The sequence below is a fragment of the Streptomyces sp. SLBN-118 genome (genome assembly GCF_006715635.1).
Taxonomy (GTDB): Bacteria; Actinomycetota; Actinomycetes; order Streptomycetales; family Streptomycetaceae; genus Streptomyces.
On sequence record NZ_VFNP01000001.1, the window covers coordinates 1,462,359 to 1,476,548 of the forward strand.

The 14,190-nt window shown below is 68.7% G+C and carries 13 protein-coding genes; 12 read left to right on the forward strand and 1 reads right to left on the reverse strand.

Features of this window, described 5'->3' with window-relative positions; translation table 11 throughout:
* Nucleotides 1–83 precede the first annotated feature (83 nt).
* From FBY35_RS06680 to FBY35_RS06690, 3 genes are read left to right on the forward strand one after another with little or no spacing between them, the layout of a single operon-like run.
* Complete coding sequence (locus FBY35_RS06680; protein ID WP_142212895.1) at nucleotides 84–1,121, forward strand: Rv2578c family radical SAM protein; 1,038 nt, start codon at nucleotides 84–86, stop codon at nucleotides 1,119–1,121.
* A 51-nt stretch (nucleotides 1,122–1,172) separates the two neighbouring features.
* Nucleotides 1,173–1,583, forward strand: coding sequence for a RidA family protein (locus FBY35_RS06685; RefSeq protein WP_142212896.1), 411 nt, complete (start codon nucleotides 1,173–1,175; stop codon nucleotides 1,581–1,583).
* Nucleotides 1,583–2,107 (forward strand): GNAT family N-acetyltransferase, encoded by a 525-nt coding sequence (locus FBY35_RS06690; protein WP_142212897.1) that lies wholly within the window; start codon nucleotides 1,583–1,585, stop codon nucleotides 2,105–2,107. The genes FBY35_RS06685 and FBY35_RS06690 overlap by 1 nt, the downstream gene beginning before the upstream one ends.
* A 218-nt stretch (nucleotides 2,108–2,325) precedes the next feature.
* Here the strand turns inward: FBY35_RS06690 and FBY35_RS06695 are convergent, their stop codons facing one another.
* On the reverse strand, nucleotides 2,326–2,892 hold the full coding sequence (locus FBY35_RS06695) for an adenylosuccinate lyase (protein WP_142212898.1): 567 nt from the start codon (nucleotides 2,890–2,892) through the stop codon (nucleotides 2,326–2,328).
* 360 nt (nucleotides 2,893–3,252) lie between these two features.
* Between FBY35_RS06695 and FBY35_RS06700 the strand changes: the two genes are divergently transcribed.
* The 9 genes from FBY35_RS06700 to pssA all read left to right on the forward strand — a co-directional run bounded on the left by FBY35_RS06700 (nucleotide 3,253) and on the right by pssA (nucleotide 14,113).
* On the forward strand, nucleotides 3,253–5,034 hold the full coding sequence (locus FBY35_RS06700) for a 3-hydroxyacyl-CoA dehydrogenase family protein (protein WP_142212899.1): 1,782 nt from the start codon (nucleotides 3,253–3,255) through the stop codon (nucleotides 5,032–5,034).
* Nucleotides 5,035–5,146: 112 nt separating this feature from the next.
* The gene (locus tag FBY35_RS06705; protein ID WP_399208238.1) at nucleotides 5,147–5,968 is read left to right on the forward strand and encodes a TetR family transcriptional regulator; all 822 of its coding nucleotides are present in this window, start codon (nucleotides 5,147–5,149) and stop codon (nucleotides 5,966–5,968) included.
* Nucleotides 5,969–6,371: 403 nt separating this feature from the next.
* Nucleotides 6,372–7,709 carry a crotonyl-CoA carboxylase/reductase gene (gene ccrA / locus FBY35_RS06710; RefSeq protein ID WP_142212901.1) on the forward strand — a complete coding sequence of 446 codons (1,338 nt, stop codon included), beginning with the start codon at nucleotides 6,372–6,374 and terminating at the stop codon, nucleotides 7,707–7,709.
* An 11-nt stretch (nucleotides 7,710–7,720) separates the two neighbouring features.
* Nucleotides 7,721–9,766, forward strand: coding sequence for a protein meaA (locus tag FBY35_RS06715; RefSeq protein ID WP_142212902.1), 2,046 nt, complete (start codon nucleotides 7,721–7,723; stop codon nucleotides 9,764–9,766).
* On the forward strand, nucleotides 9,763–10,722 hold the full coding sequence (locus tag FBY35_RS06720; protein ID WP_142212903.1) for a CoA ester lyase: 960 nt from the start codon (nucleotides 9,763–9,765) through the stop codon (nucleotides 10,720–10,722). Before FBY35_RS06715 ends, FBY35_RS06720 begins: the two co-directional genes overlap by 4 nt.
* 2 nt (nucleotides 10,723–10,724) lie before the next feature.
* Entirely contained in the window at nucleotides 10,725–11,237 is a 513-nt protein-coding gene (locus tag FBY35_RS06725; protein WP_142212904.1) for a MaoC family dehydratase, read from the forward strand.
* A gap of 2 nt (nucleotides 11,238–11,239) precedes the next feature.
* On the forward strand, nucleotides 11,240–12,445 hold the full coding sequence (locus FBY35_RS06730; protein WP_142212905.1) for an acyl-CoA dehydrogenase family protein: 1,206 nt from the start codon (nucleotides 11,240–11,242) through the stop codon (nucleotides 12,443–12,445).
* 170 nt (nucleotides 12,446–12,615) lie between these two features.
* Entirely contained in the window at nucleotides 12,616–13,263 is a 648-nt protein-coding gene (locus FBY35_RS06735; RefSeq protein ID WP_142212906.1) for a phosphatidylserine decarboxylase, read from the forward strand.
* Complete coding sequence (gene pssA, locus FBY35_RS06740; protein ID WP_142214935.1) at nucleotides 13,256–14,113, forward strand: CDP-diacylglycerol--serine O-phosphatidyltransferase; 858 nt, start codon at nucleotides 13,256–13,258, stop codon at nucleotides 14,111–14,113. Before FBY35_RS06735 ends, pssA begins: the two co-directional genes overlap by 8 nt.
* Nucleotides 14,114–14,190: the final 77 nt, after the last annotated feature.

Sequence of the window (14,190 nt, forward strand, 5' to 3'; positions counted from 1 at the left end):
TTCGGTCCGGTTCGGGGAACAGGGTTGCGGCGATCGAGGGAACAAGTGTTCTATTCTGTGGTCAGTGCTACCGAGGAGGCGCCATGCGCTGGGACAATCTGGCCGAGAACCCCCGGGCGGCCGGGGACACCGCGCTCTTCGCGACGTCCGCGGTGACCACCAGAACCTTCGACACACCCGAATTCCGCGGCATCACCTTCCATGAGATCCGCGCCCGCTCGATCCTGAACCGGGTGCCGGGCGCCTCACGGATGCCGTTCGAGTGGACCGTCAACCCCTACCGGGGCTGCACGCACGCGTGCGTCTACTGCTTCGCGCGCAAGACCCACAGCTATCTGGACCTCGACACCGGGCTCGACTTCGACTCCCAGATCGTCGTGAAGATCAACGCTCCGGAGCTGCTGCGCCGGCAGCTCGCGTCCCGGCAGTGGCAGGGCGCGCATGTCGCCATGGGGACGAACGTCGACTGCTACCAGCGGGCGGAGGGCCGCTATCGCCTGATGCCCGGCATCATCGCCGCCCTGCGCGACCACGCCAATCCGTTCTCGATCCTCACCAAGGGCACGCTGATCCTGCGCGATCTGGAGCTGCTGCGACAGTCGGCGGAGGTGACCGAGGTGGGCATCTCCGTCTCCGTAGGATTCACCGACCGCGAACTGTGGCGCACCGTCGAGCCCGGCACGCCCTCGCCCGAGCGCCGCCTCGACGTGGTGCGCACCCTCACCGACAACGGCATCGGCTGCGGGGTGCTGATGGCGCCGGTCATCCCCTTCCTCGGCGACCAACCGGACCAACTGCGCGCGACCGTCCGTGCGATCGCCGCGTCGGGGGCGACATCGGTGACCCCGCTCGTTCTCCACCTGCGGCCCGGCGCGCGCGAGTGGTTCATGGCCTGGGTGGCGCGGCACCATCCGCATCTGGTGCAGCGCTACGAGCGGCTGTACGCGGAAGGAGCCTACGCGCCGAAGTGGTACCAGCGCCGGATCACGCGCCATGTCCACGAGCTGGCCACGGAGTTCGGGATAGGGCCGGCGGACCGGGGCATGCCCCGGCGTGTCCGGGTGCCGCTGGAGCCCGATCCGGCGGTTCTTCCGGAGCCGACGCAGCTGACGCTGCTCTGAACTGGGCGAAATTCGGACGGGATTGTCAGTGGCGTACGCAAGGATGGACGCATGACGTCGCAACTCACCCGTGTACATGCCCCCGAAGGCGTGGCCCCCGGCAGCGGATACAGCCATGTTGTCTGGGGCACCGGCCGGTTCGTGGCGATTTCCGGGCAGTGCGCCCTCGACGAGGACGGCAGGGTCGTGGGCGAGGGGGACCCGGCGGCGCAGGCCCGGCAGGTCTTCGAGAACCTCCGCCGCTGCCTGGCCACGGCGGGCGCGTCCTTCGACGACGTGGTCAAGCTGACCTACTTCGTCACGGACGTGGCGCATCTGCCGGCGGTCCGGGCGGCGCGCGACGCGGTGATCGACGCGGGGCGGCTCCCGGCGAGCTCGGCGGTCCAGGTGGCCGCGCTCTTCCGCCCCGAACTGCTCGTGGAGATTGAGGCGTTCGCGCTCCTCGGGGAGGAGGGCGAGTGATGGACGCCCGGGTGCGGGACATGACGCTCGACGACTGTGAGGCCGTCGCGACCATCCGGGTGCGGGGGTGGCAGTTCGCCTACGACGGGCTGATACCGACGTCGTATCTCGATGCGATGAGCGTGGAGATGGATGCGGCGCGGCGCCGCGACATGCTCGCCAAGGGCGACGGCGTGGTGACCAATGTGGTCGCGGAGCGCGAGGGCGAGGTGGTCGGCTGGGGCTGCTTCGGACCGAGCAGGGGCGAGGGCCAGCCGGCCGCCGGGGTGTGCGAGCTCTACGCGCTGTACGTGCTGCCGGACAGGGTCTCCACGGGGGTGGGGCGGGCGCTGATGGACGAGCTGACGGGGCGGGCCGAGGCGGACGGTTTCGAGCGGATGCTGCTGTGGGTCCTGAAGGAGAACGACCGCGCGCGCCGCTTCTACGCCAAGGCGGGCTTCGCCCCGGACGGAGTGGAGGAGCCGTTCGAGGTAGAGGGCGTCGCGGTCCCGGAAGTCCGCTACGCGCGACGCCTCAAGGGCTAGGCGGGTCCTGGGGGTTGTTCCCCTACCCGCCCTCCCCCTACGGCCTGGCGGCCATGGGAGGTACCCCCATCCCTGAACTGGGGGCGAGCCCCCAGACCCCCGTATGCGACCTTCGGCCGCATGTCCTCAAACGCCGGACGGGCTGGTTTTCCGGCAGGCCATAGGGGGAGGCGGGGTGGGGTGAAGGCCCGCCGCAGGCGCCAGGCGCCGGCCCCGCGTCAGCCGAGACGTGCCAGCGCCGCCTCCGCCGCCGCAGCCAGGCGGGGATGCGTGCACGCCGACCTGAGGACCTCCCCCGCTCGCTCGTCGCCCAGCGCGCCCAGCCCCTCGACACAGGCGAGCGCCAGCCTCCAGTGCGGGTCGCCGGGGGCGAGCCTGCGCCGCAGCACGGTGATCAGGGCCGGTACGGACTCGGGGGCCCTGATGCGCGTGAGCAGGCGTACGGGGACCAGCGCATAGGCGACCCGCAGCTCGTTCGTCGCGAGCGCGGCCGCGGCACGCGGCGTGCGGGGGTCGGCCAGCCGGGACAGGGCGTGCGCGGCAGCGACACAACGTTCGGGATCGCGGTGGTTGAGGAGCAGGACCAGGGACTCGAAGGCCCGCCGGTCCCCCACGCAGCCGAGCCGGAAGGCGGCCATCTCGCGCGCCCACAGGGGCCTTTCCTGTTCCGTGAGGACGCCCGCGAGTTCCTCCCGGTCCTGTGTGGTCAGCAGGCGTTCGTATGCGATCGAGCCGCCCGACTCGCCCCGAAGCCGCTGAGCCAGCGCCCGTAATTCCTCATCCATGGCGGCCAGGGTAGCGGCGCCGCCTCAGCGATCCAGATCACATCGCCTCACCTCTGGCGCGCTCGTTACTCGCAAGTTAATCTCAAGTGAGCGGGTAACCCCCGCAGCTCACGGTGGCCTGGTGACGCAGCCGCCGCGAGTGTTTGTCGGTTCGGCAGTTCCTGCACGACGTTCGGCGCGACTCCGGGACAGAGTCCGTCGGCCCGCACCACGACGCGTATGTCGTCCGGTGCGGCGATTTCTCCGTGCGCCCCGCGCTTCGTCGCGCTCGTCGCGCCTCGCGCCTCGTCGCGCTCTCACCGGCGCGCGCTCCGCCCGCGCGCCCCCTCATCAGTCGTCACTCATCCCTGGAGTCCCACGATGGACACCCCTCTCCACACCATTGCCGTCGTCGGCCTCGGCACCATGGGCACCGGCATCGCCGAAGTCCTCGCCCGCGCCGGCCGTGAGGTCATCGGCATCGACATCAGCGATGCCGCCGCCCGCCGGGCCGTCACGGCCCTGGATGCCTCCACCGCCCGGGCCGTCGAACGCGAGCGGATGACCGAGGAGGAGCGCCGGAACACCCTCGCGCGTTTCCGCACCTTCTCGGATCTGCAGGCCGCTGCCGATGCGGACCTCGTGATCGAGGTCGTGTCCGAGTCGTACGAGGCCAAGCAGCAGGTGTTCCGCGCCCTGGACTCCGTCGTCCGTCCCGGCGCCATTCTCGCCACCGGCACCAACGCACTGTCGGTCACCCGGCTCGCCGCCGACTCCGAGCACCCCGAGCGCGTGCTCGGCCTGCACTTCTTCAACCCCGCCCCGGCGATGAAGCTGGTCGAGGTCGTCTCCTCGGTGCTGACCGCCCCGGCCGCCGTCGAGGCGGTCACCGCACTCGCCCGTGAGCTCGGCAAGGAGCCCGTCGCGGTCGGAGACCGGCCCGGCTTTGTCGCCGACGGTCTGCTGTTCGGCTATCTCAACCAGGCCGCCGCGATGTACGAGGCCAAGTACGCCTCCCGCGAGGACATCGACGCCGCGATGAAGCTCGGCTGCGGTTTGCCGATGGGCCCGCTGGCTCTGCTCGACCTGATCGGCATCGACACGGCCCGTACCGTGCTGGACGCGATGTACTCCGAGTCCCGCGACCGGCTGCACGCCCCCGCACCCATCCTCAAGCAGCTCAGCGAGGCCGGCCTGACCGGCCGCAAGTCGGGCCGCGGCTTCTACACCTACGCCGCCCCTGGCACCGGCGACGTGGTGCGGGACGCGCTCACCCCGCAGCCCGCCGCCGAGGCTTCGGGCGGCCGCGAGGTCAGCTCCGTCGGCGTCGCCGGTTCCGGCACGATGGCCAGCGGTATCGCCGAGGTCTTCGCCAAGGCCGGATACGACGTGGTGCTCGCCGCCCGCGGGCTGGAGAAGGCCGAGACCGCCAAGTCCCGTATCGCCAAGTCGCTTTCACGCTCCGTCGACAAGGGCAGGATGACGGCCGAGGCCCGCGACGAAACGCTCGCGAGGATCACCCCGGCCGGTTCGCTCGACGCCTTCGCCGAGGTCGACCTCGCGGTCGAGGCGGTCGCCGAGGATCTGGAGATCAAGCAGCAGCTCTTCGCCACCCTGGACAAGATCTGCAAGGCGGGCGCGGTGCTCGCCACCACCACCTCCTCGCTGCCCGTCGTCGCCTGCGCCCGCGCCACCTCGCGCCCGCAGGACGTCATCGGAATGCACTTCTTCAACCCGGCCCCGGCGATGAAGCTGGTCGAGGTGGTCCGCACGGTCCTGACCTCCGACGACGTCCACGCCACGGTCCGCGAGGTCACCACGAAGATCCGGAAGCACCCGGTGGACTGCGGCGACCGGGCCGGCTTCATCGTCAACGCCCTGCTCTTCCCCTACCTCAACAACGCGATCAAGATGGTCCAGGAGCACTACGCCACCCTGGACGACATCGACGCCGCGATGAAGCTGGGCGGCGGCTATCCGATGGGCCCCTTCGAGCTGCTCGACGTGGTCGGGCTCGATGTCTCCCTCGCCATCGAGAAGGTGCTGCACCGCGAGTTCCGCGACCCGGGCCTGGCCCCGGCGCCGCTGCTGGAGCACCTGGTGGCCGCGGGCTGCCTCGGCCGCAAGACGGGCCGTGGTTTCCGCGAATATGCCCGGCGCTGATCGCGAAGCGGGCTGGGGCGGGCTGCTCGATCCCTCGGGCGGCCCGCCCGATGCCCCCGGGGCACCGCACCCACAGGCGCACTCGGCTGCACGAATGCAGTACGTTCAGCTCATGCCCCAGCCCGCCAAGCCCACCCGCACGAAAGCCACTCCCGACGCTCCGGAAAGTGCCGCGGGCAGTCGCGCCGCAGCCCAGCGCCTCAAGATGCGCCGCGAGCTGGCAGCCGCGGCGATGGAGCTGTTCGCGACCAAGGGCTACGAGGCGACGACCGTCGACGAGATCGCCGCGGCGGCCGGGGTCGCCCGGCGGACCTTCTTCCGCCACTTCCGCTCCAAGGAAGAGGCGATCTTCCCGGACCACGACGACACGCTCGTACGCGCAGAGGCGGTGCTCAACGCGGCTCCGGCGCACGAGCATCCGCTGGACACGGTGTGCCGGGGCATCAAGGAGGTCATGCGGATGTACGCGGCCTCCCCGGCGGTCTCCGTCGAGCGCTACCGCCTGACCCGTGAGGTGCCCACCCTGCGGGAGCGGGAAATCGCCTCGGTGGCCCGCTACGAGCGGCTGTTCACCCGCTATCTGCTGGGCCACTTCGACGAGCGCGACCACCACGACGGCAATGACGACCCGCTGCTTGCGGAGGTGGCCGCGTCGGCGGTCGTCACCGCGCACAATCACGTGCTGCGCCGCTGGCTGCGGGCGGGCGGCCGGGGGGACGTCGAGTCCCAGCTGGACCACGCCTTCGCGATCGTCCGCGACACCTTCGGCTCGGGCATCGGCGCGGGCCGCACGCCGCAGGGCGAACGGACCGGTCCGGCGGCGGTCTCGACGCGGACGAGCGACGACGTCCTGGTGACGGTGGCGCGGACGGATGCGCCCCTGGACGAGGTCATGCGCACGATCGAGCGCGCCCTGAGCAACCACCGGGCCTGACCGCGCGAGGGACAAGCCCCGCGCGGCACCCCGCCACCCTCACCCCCCGCACGCAAGTGAACACGCACCGCAACGGCCGCCTCTCCTCAGGCGGCCGTTGCTGCTCGCACATGCCCGTCAGATGACATCGAAGAGAAATTGTTGGCACGCAGTGTCTTGCGAGCTGGCACGGCGTGCCATACGTTGAAGGAGTCCGGGCGGCCGGCGTGCAGAGACGATTCGTACGCCGGCTGTCCCCGCAAACCATCGGTTTGTGCGCCCGGACGCCTGCGTCACAGGCAACCTCTCGCGCCCACCAGCGCTGCCAACAGCACCACCCCGCCGAACCGACGGCACACCTCCACAGCAGCAACCCGACGTTCCCCCTCAGCGTTCCCCGAACGCGCTTCGCCGGAGGCACCCCGTGAAGGAAATCCTGGACGCGATCCAGTCGATGGACAGCACGTCCGCCGACTTCGCCGCACTGCCCCTCCCCGACTCGTACCGCGCGGTGACCGTGCACAAGGACGAGGTCGAGATGTTCGCGGGTCTCGAGACCCGCGAGAAGGACCCCCGCAAGTCCCTCCATGTCGAGGACGTGCCGGTGCCCGAACTCGGGCCGGGCGAGGCTCTGGTGGCAGTGATGGCCAGCTCGGTGAACTACAACTCCGTCTGGACCTCCATCTTCGAGCCGATGGCCACCTTCGGCTTCCTGGAGCGGTACGGAAAGCTCTCCGAGCTCACCAAGCGGCACGACCTGCCGTACCACATCATCGGCTCCGACCTGGCGGGTGTCGTGCTGCGCACGGGCCCCGGAGTCAACGCCTGGCAGCCGGGCGACGAGGTCGTCGCGCACTGTCTGTCCGTGGAGCTCGAGTCGAGCGACGGCCACAACGACACGATGCTCGACCCCGAGCAGCGCATCTGGGGCTTCGAGACCAACTTCGGCGGTCTGGCCGAGATCGCGCTGGTGAAGTCCAACCAGCTGATGCCCAAGCCGCAGCACCTCAGCTGGGAGGAGGCCGCGTCTCCGGGCCTGGTCAACTCCACCGCGTACCGCCAGCTCGTCTCGCGCAACGGCGCGGGCATGAAGCAGGGCGACAACGTGCTGATCTGGGGCGCGAGCGGCGGACTCGGTTCGTACGCCACCCAGTTCGCGCTGGCCGGCGGCGCCAACCCGATCTGTGTGGTCTCCAGCCCGCAGAAGGCGGACATCTGCCGCGCGATGGGCGCCGAGGCGATCATCGACCGCAACGCCGAGGGCTACAAGTTCTGGAAGGACGAGCACAACCAGGACCCGCGCGAGTGGAAGCGCTTCGGCAAGCGCATCCGTGAACTCACCGGCGGTGAGGACGTCGACATCGTCTTCGAGCACCCGGGCCGCGAGACCTTCGGCGCGAGCGTGTACGTCACCCGCAAGGGCGGCACGATCGTGACGTGCGCCTCCACCTCCGGCTACAACCACGAGTACGACAACCGTTACCTGTGGATGTCGCTGAAGAGGATCGTGGGCTCGCACTTCGCCAACTACCGCGAGGCGTGGGAGGCCAACCGCCTGATCGCCAAGGGCAAGATCCACCCGACCCTGTCGAAGGTCTACTCGCTCGACGACACCGGCCAGGCCGCGTACGACGTGCACCGCAACCTCCACCAGGGCAAGGTCGGAGTGCTCGCCCTCGCCCCGCGCGAGGGACTGGGCGTCCGCGACGAGGAGATGCGCGCCAAGCACATCGACGCCATCAATCGCTTCCGCAACGTCTGAGAGACGCACACATGACAGAGCGTCAGAAGGACCGGCCGTGGCTCATGCGGACGTACGCCGGTCACTCGACCGCCGAGGCGTCCAACGAGCTCTACCGGCGCAACCTCGCCAAGGGCCAGACGGGCCTGTCGGTCGCGTTCGACCTGCCGACGCAGACGGGCTACGACCCGGACCACATCCTCGCCCGCGGCGAGGTGGGCCGGGTCGGGGTCCCCGTCTCGCATCTCGGTGACATGCGGCGGCTGTTCCAGGAGATCCCGCTGGAGCAGATGAACACCTCGATGACGATCAACGCCACCGCGATGTGGCTGCTGGCGCTCTATCAGGTGGTCGCCGAGGAGCAGGGCGCCGACATCACCAAGCTCCAGGGGACGACGCAGAACGACATCGTCAAGGAGTACCTGTCGCGCGGGACGCATGTCTTCCCGCCCGGCCCCTCTCTCCGGCTGACCACCGACATGATCACGTACACGGTGGCCAACATCCCCAAGTGGAACCCGATCAACATCTGCAGCTACCACCTGCAGGAGGCGGGCGCCACACCGGTCCAGGAGATCTCGTACGCGATGTCCACCGCGATCGCCGTGCTGGACGCCGTCCGCGACTCCGGTCAGGTGCCCGCCGAGAAGTTCGGCGATGTGGTCGCCCGTATCTCCTTCTTCGTGAACGCGGGCGTCCGCTTCATCGAGGAAATGTGCAAGATGCGCGCCTTCGGCCGCATCTGGGACAAGGTCACCCGCGAGCGGTACGGCATCGAGAACGAGAAGCAGCGGCGCTTCCGCTATGGCGTCCAGGTCAACTCTCTCGGCCTGACCGAGGCCCAGCCCGAGAACAACGTCCAGCGCATCGTCCTCGAAATGCTGGCCGTGACCCTCTCGAAGGACGCACGCGCGCGTGCCGTCCAGCTTCCCGCCTGGAACGAGGCCCTGGGCCTGCCCCGGCCCTGGGACCAGCAGTGGTCGCTGCGTATCCAGCAGGTGCTGGCTCACGAGAGCGACCTCCTGGAGTATGAGGACATCTTCGCGGGCTCGCACGTCATCGAGGCCAAGGTGGACACCCTCGTCGACGAGTGCCTCGACGAGATCGCCCGGATCCAGGAGATGGGCGGCGCGATGGCGGCCGTCGAGTCCGGCTATCTCAAGTCACAGCTGGTCTCCTCGCACGCCGAACGGCGCGCCCGGATCGAAGCGGGCGACGAGAAGATCGTCGGCGTGAACATATTCGAGACCACCGAGCCCAACCCGCTCACCGCGGACCTGGACGAGGCGATCATGACGGTCGACCCGGCCAACGAGGCGCGGGTGGTCGCGAAGCTCCACGAGTGGCGCGACAACCGCGACGAGGCCCGGGCGACCGAGGCGCTGGCCGCACTGAAGAAGGCCGCCGCAGGGTCCACGAACCTGATGGCCGCCACCGTCGAATGCGCCCGCGCGGGCGTCACGACCGGCGAGTGGTCCTGGGCGCTGCGCGATGTCTTCGGCGAGTTCCGCGCGCCCACCGGCGTCTCCAGCGCACCTGTCGCCGTCACCGCCGAGGCGGGCACGCCGCTCGCCCTCGTCCGCGAGAAGGTGTCGCGTACCGCCGACGAGCTCGGCTCCGGACGGCTGCGGCTCCTTGTCGGCAAGCCCGGTCTGGACGGGCACTCCAACGGTGCCGAGCAGATCGCCGTACGGGCCCGCGACGCGGGCTTCGAGGTGGTCTACCAGGGCATCAGGCTCACACCCGAGCAGATCGTCAACGCGGCCCTCGCCGAGGACGTGCACTGTGTGGGCCTGTCGATCCTGTCCGGCTCGCACGCCGAGTTGGTGCCGGATGTGCTGGAGCGGCTGCGCGAAGCCGGCGCCGCGGCTTCCCCTGGGCCTGGCGGCCCGGGAGATACCCCTATTCCGGTGATCGTCGGCGGGATCATCCCGACACGCGACGCCATCGATCTGAAGGCGGCGGGTGTGGCCGCCGTGTTCACCCCGAAGGACTTCGGCATCACCGAGATCATCGGCCGTATCGTCGACGAGATCCGGAAAGCGAACAAGCTCGACCCTCTGGAGGTCCCCGCATGACCGTCAACCGTCTCCGCCCGCGTCGCTCGTGCCTGGCGGTCCCGGGTTCGAACCCTCGCTTCCTGGAGAAGGCCCAGGGCCTGCCGGCCGACCAGGTCTTCCTGGACCTGGAGGACGCCTGCGCTCCGCTGGCCAAGCCCGAGGCCCGGCACACCATTGTCAAGTTCCTCAACGAGGGCGACTGGACGGGCAAGACCAGGGTCGTGCGGGTCAACGACTGGACCACCGAGTGGACCTACCGCGACGTCGTCACCGTCGTCGAGGGCGCCGGGCAGAACCTCGACTGCATCATGCTGCCGAAGGTCCAGGACGCCCAGCAGGTCGTCGCCCTCGACCTCCTGCTCACCCAGATCGAGAAGACCATGGGCTTCGAGGTCGGCAAGATCGGCATCGAGGCGCAGATCGAGAACGCGCAGGGCCTGAACAACGTCAACGCGATCGCGCAGGCCTCCCCGCGCGTGGAGACGATCATCTTCGGCCCGGCCGACTTCATGGCGTCCATCAACATGAAGTCCCTGGTCGTCGGCGAGCAGCCGCCCGGCTACCCGGCCGACGCCTACCACTACATCCTGATGAAGATCCTCATGGCCGCCCGCGCCAACAACCTCCAGGCGATCGACGGCCCCTACCTGCAGATCCGCAACCCGGAGGGCTACCGCGCCGTCGCGCAGCGCGCGGCCGCCCTCGGTTTCGACGGCAAGTGGGTGCTGCACCCGGACCAGGTCGCCGCCGCGAACGAGATCTTCTCGCCCTCGCAGGAGGACTTCGACCACGCCGAGCTGATCCTTGACGCGTACGAGTACTACACCTCCGAGGCGGGCGGCAAGAAGGGCTCGGCGATGCTCGGCGACGAGATGATCGACGAGGCGAGCCGCAAGATGGCGCTGGTCATCTCCGGCAAGGGCCGCGCCGCCGGCATGCAGCGCACCTCGAAGTTCGAAGCCCCGGAGGCCTGATCATGCAGTTCGGACGCACCTACGAGGAGTTCGAGGTCGGCGCTGTCTACAAGCACTGGCCCGGAAAAACGGTCACCGAGTACGACGACCACCTCTTCTGCCTGCTCACCATGAACCACCACCCCCTCCACATGGACACCAACTATGCGGAGAAGACGACGGACTTCGGCAAGAACGTCGTCGTCGGCAACTACATCTACTCGCTGCTCCTCGGCATGTCCGTCCCGGACGTCTCCGGCAAGGCCATCGCCAACCTTGAGATCGAGTCGCTGAGGCACGTCGCGCCGACCTTCCACGGCGACACGATCTACGGCGAGACGACCGTCCTGGACAAGACCCCGTCACGCTCCAAGAGCGACCGCGGAATCGTCTATGTCGAGACGAAGGGTTACAAGCAGGACGGCACCCTCGTCTGCGTGTTCCGGCGCAAGGTGATGGTCCCGACCGAGACGTACATCAAGGAGCGCGGCGGCGAGCAGCCCGGCCGCCCGGAGCTGAAGGCACAGGAGAAGTAGCCATGGCGCGTCTCGCCCAGACCGCAGGTCTGACCGACATCCAGCAGGAAATCCTGGCCACCGTCCGGGACTTCGTCGACAAGGAGATCATCCCTGTCGCCACCGAGCTGGAGCACCGCGACGAGTACCCGACGCAGATCGTCGAAGGCCTCAAGGAACTCGGCCTGTTCGGGCTGATGATCCCGGAGGAGTACGGCGGCCTGGGCGAGTCGCTGCTCACCTACGCGCTCTGCGTCGAGGAGATCGCGCGTGGCTGGATGTCCGTCTCGGGCATCATCAACACGCACTTCATCGTGGCGTACATGCTCAAGCAGCACGGCACCCAGGAACAGAAGGACACCTTCCTGCCGCGCATGGCGCTCGGCGAGGTCCGTGGCGCGTTCTCGATGTCGGAGCCGGGTCTTGGTTCCGATGTGTCGGCCATCACGTCCAAGGGCGTCAAGGACGGCGACGAGTACGTCCTGAACGGCCAGAAGATGTGGCTGACGAACGGCGGAACGTCCACTTTGGTCGCCGTTCTGTGCCGGAGTGACGAAGGACACCCGGAGGGCACCGCCCCCCACAAGTCGATGACGACCTTCCTGGTCGAGAAGGAGCCCGGCTTCGGAGAGGTCCGCCCCGGCCTCACCATCCCCGGGAAGATCGACAAGATGGGTTACAAGGGCGTCGACACGACCGAACTCATCATGGACGGACTGCGCATTCCGGCCGATCGGGTACTCGGCGGCACCACCGGCCGAGGGTTTTACCAAATGATGGACGGCGTGGAAGTCGGTCGCGTGAATGTCGCCGCACGTGGCTGCGGCGTCGCACAGCGTGCCTTTGAACTGGGCGTCTCCTACGCCCAGCAACGTCACACTTTCGGCAAGCCGATCGCCCAGCACCAGGCGATTCAGTTCAAGCTGGCCGAGATGGCTACCAAGGTCGAGGCCGCGCATGCCATGATGGTGAACGCGGCACGCAAAAAGGACTCCGGGGAACGAAACGACCTGGAGGCAGGGATGGCGAAGTACCTCGCCTCCGAGTACTGCAAGGAAGTCGTCGAGGACGCCTTCCGTATCCACGGCGGTTACGGCTTCTCCAAGGAGTACGAGATCGAGCGCCTCTACCGTGAGGCTCCGATGCTGCTGATCGGCGAAGGTACCGCCGAGATCCAGAAAATGATCATCGGCCGTCGGCTGCTCGAGGAGTACCGATTCCAGGGTTGATTGTCGCGTATGAGCCGGTTCGGCCGCGAAGGCGATCACGCCCTGTCATCGTCTTCCGGCCGCCGACTCGGGCTCTTGCTTTCCCAGTTGCGGCCCGCAACCGATAGCATCGCCCAGAAAGCCGCCGTCCCCCGTTGCCTGCGCGGCATCATCCGCTACGAAGGTCATCCATGCCCCACAGCCAAACCTCTGCACCACGCGGCCGCGTCCGCCTTGCGCGCGGAGCATCGCCGTGGCTTCTGCCGACCGTCGCCACCGCTGCACTCAGCCTTGCCCGCTCGCGTCGCTCCCGGCGTGCGGCGGCCATCGCCGTGCCCACCACCGCGCTCGCGGCGGGCATGCTGTGGTTCTTCCGCGACCCCGAGCGAGAGATCGCCAAGGGCCGCGTCATCTCCCCCGCCGACGGTGTGGTGCAGAGCATCATGCCGTGGAAGGACGGACGTACCCGCGTCGCGATCTTCATGAGCCCGCTGAACGTCCACGTCAACCGCGCCCCCCTCGCGGGCACGGTGACGTCCGTCGAGCACGTACCCGGCGGTTTTGTGCCGGCGTTCAACAAGGAGAGCGAGAACAACGAGCGCGTTGTCTGGCACTTCGACACCGAGCTCGGCGACATCGAGATGGTGCAGATCGCGGGTGCTGTCGCCCGGCGCATCGTGCCGTACATCCCCCAGGGGACGAAGGTCGAGCAGGGCGAGCGCATTGGTCTGATCCGCTTCGGATCGCGCGTTGACATCTACCTTCCGGAAGGTGTCGACGTCGCCGTCGAGGTCGGTCAGACCACGACCGCGGGGGTGACTCGAATTGACCGTGATTGATCCCGACACACAGGCAGGCTGGGTCGCCGAGGCAGAGGCCGAGGACGACACCGAGGAGATGCCGCTCTCACTGCGGCTGTCGATAGCCGACACCCTCACGCTCGGTAACGCCACGTGCGGATTCATGGCGGTGTACTTCACCACCACCGGGATCCTGATCCCGCACCTCACCGGCAGCAACGAGAGCGGCATGGCGCGCAACAGCGCGGCGACCGCCGTGATCCTCATGCTGCTGGCCGCGATCTTCGACCTCTGCGACGGACTCGTGGCGCGCAAGCTGCGCAGCTCGCCGATGGGCGCGGAGCTGGACAACCTCTCCGACCTGATCAGCTTCGGGCTCGCCCCTGCCTACTTCGTGCTCGTGTACGGAATGGTCGCGGACGACGCCCAGCAGAAGGTCTCGGCGGTGGCCGCGATCGTCGTGCTGCTGGCGGTGGTGCTGAGGCTTGCCAGATTCTCGTGCGTGACCATGAAGGACGGCATGTTCCAGGGCATGCCGAGCCCCTTCGGAGCGCTCACGGTGGTCTCGATCGTGCTGCTCGAGCTGCCGTTCATCCCGACGCTGCTGGCGATCATCGGCACGGCATGGCTGATGGTGAGCAGGGTCGAGTACCCCAAGCCGCGGGGCGTCCTCGCGGTGGCGATGCTCGGCTGGATCGTCGCCGCGATGGGGATGCTGGCGGCGTGGGCGTTCGACGCCCCGGGCGGTCAGGTGCTGCTCCAGACCGGCTGCGCGCTGCAGATCGTGATGGCGGCGACGATTCCGCTCTTCGCGACGGCGCGACGTGTGAACACGTTCCGTGACAACCGCCGCGAGAACCGCGAGGCGCGGGCGGCGCAGCTGCCGTAGCGCGAAGCGTACGTACGACGAGGGCCCGGGTGCGATCCGCGCGATCCGCACTCGGGCCCTCGTCACGTCCCGCGCCC

Coding starts and splice junctions, on each gene's coding strand:
- FBY35_RS06695 (WP_142212898.1), bottom strand. CDS start 2,892: ATGGATGAGGAATTACGGGCGCTGGCTCAGCGGCTTCGGGGCGAGTCG.
- FBY35_RS06705 (WP_399208238.1), top strand. CDS start 5,147: ATGCCCCAGCCCGCCAAGCCCACCCGCACGAAAGCCACTCCCGACGCT.
- FBY35_RS06715 (WP_142212902.1), top strand. CDS start 7,721: ATGACAGAGCGTCAGAAGGACCGGCCGTGGCTCATGCGGACGTACGCC.
- FBY35_RS06700 (WP_142212899.1), top strand. CDS start 3,253: ATGGACACCCCTCTCCACACCATTGCCGTCGTCGGCCTCGGCACCATG.
- FBY35_RS06735 (WP_142212906.1), top strand. CDS start 12,616: ATGCCCCACAGCCAAACCTCTGCACCACGCGGCCGCGTCCGCCTTGCG.
- FBY35_RS06730 (WP_142212905.1), top strand. CDS start 11,240: ATGGCGCGTCTCGCCCAGACCGCAGGTCTGACCGACATCCAGCAGGAA.
- FBY35_RS06725 (WP_142212904.1), top strand. CDS start 10,725: ATGCAGTTCGGACGCACCTACGAGGAGTTCGAGGTCGGCGCTGTCTAC.
- FBY35_RS06720 (WP_142212903.1), top strand. CDS start 9,763: ATGACCGTCAACCGTCTCCGCCCGCGTCGCTCGTGCCTGGCGGTCCCG.
- FBY35_RS06690 (WP_142212897.1), top strand. CDS start 1,583: ATGGACGCCCGGGTGCGGGACATGACGCTCGACGACTGTGAGGCCGTC.
- FBY35_RS06685 (WP_142212896.1), top strand. CDS start 1,173: ATGACGTCGCAACTCACCCGTGTACATGCCCCCGAAGGCGTGGCCCCC.
- FBY35_RS06680 (WP_142212895.1), top strand. CDS start 84: ATGCGCTGGGACAATCTGGCCGAGAACCCCCGGGCGGCCGGGGACACC.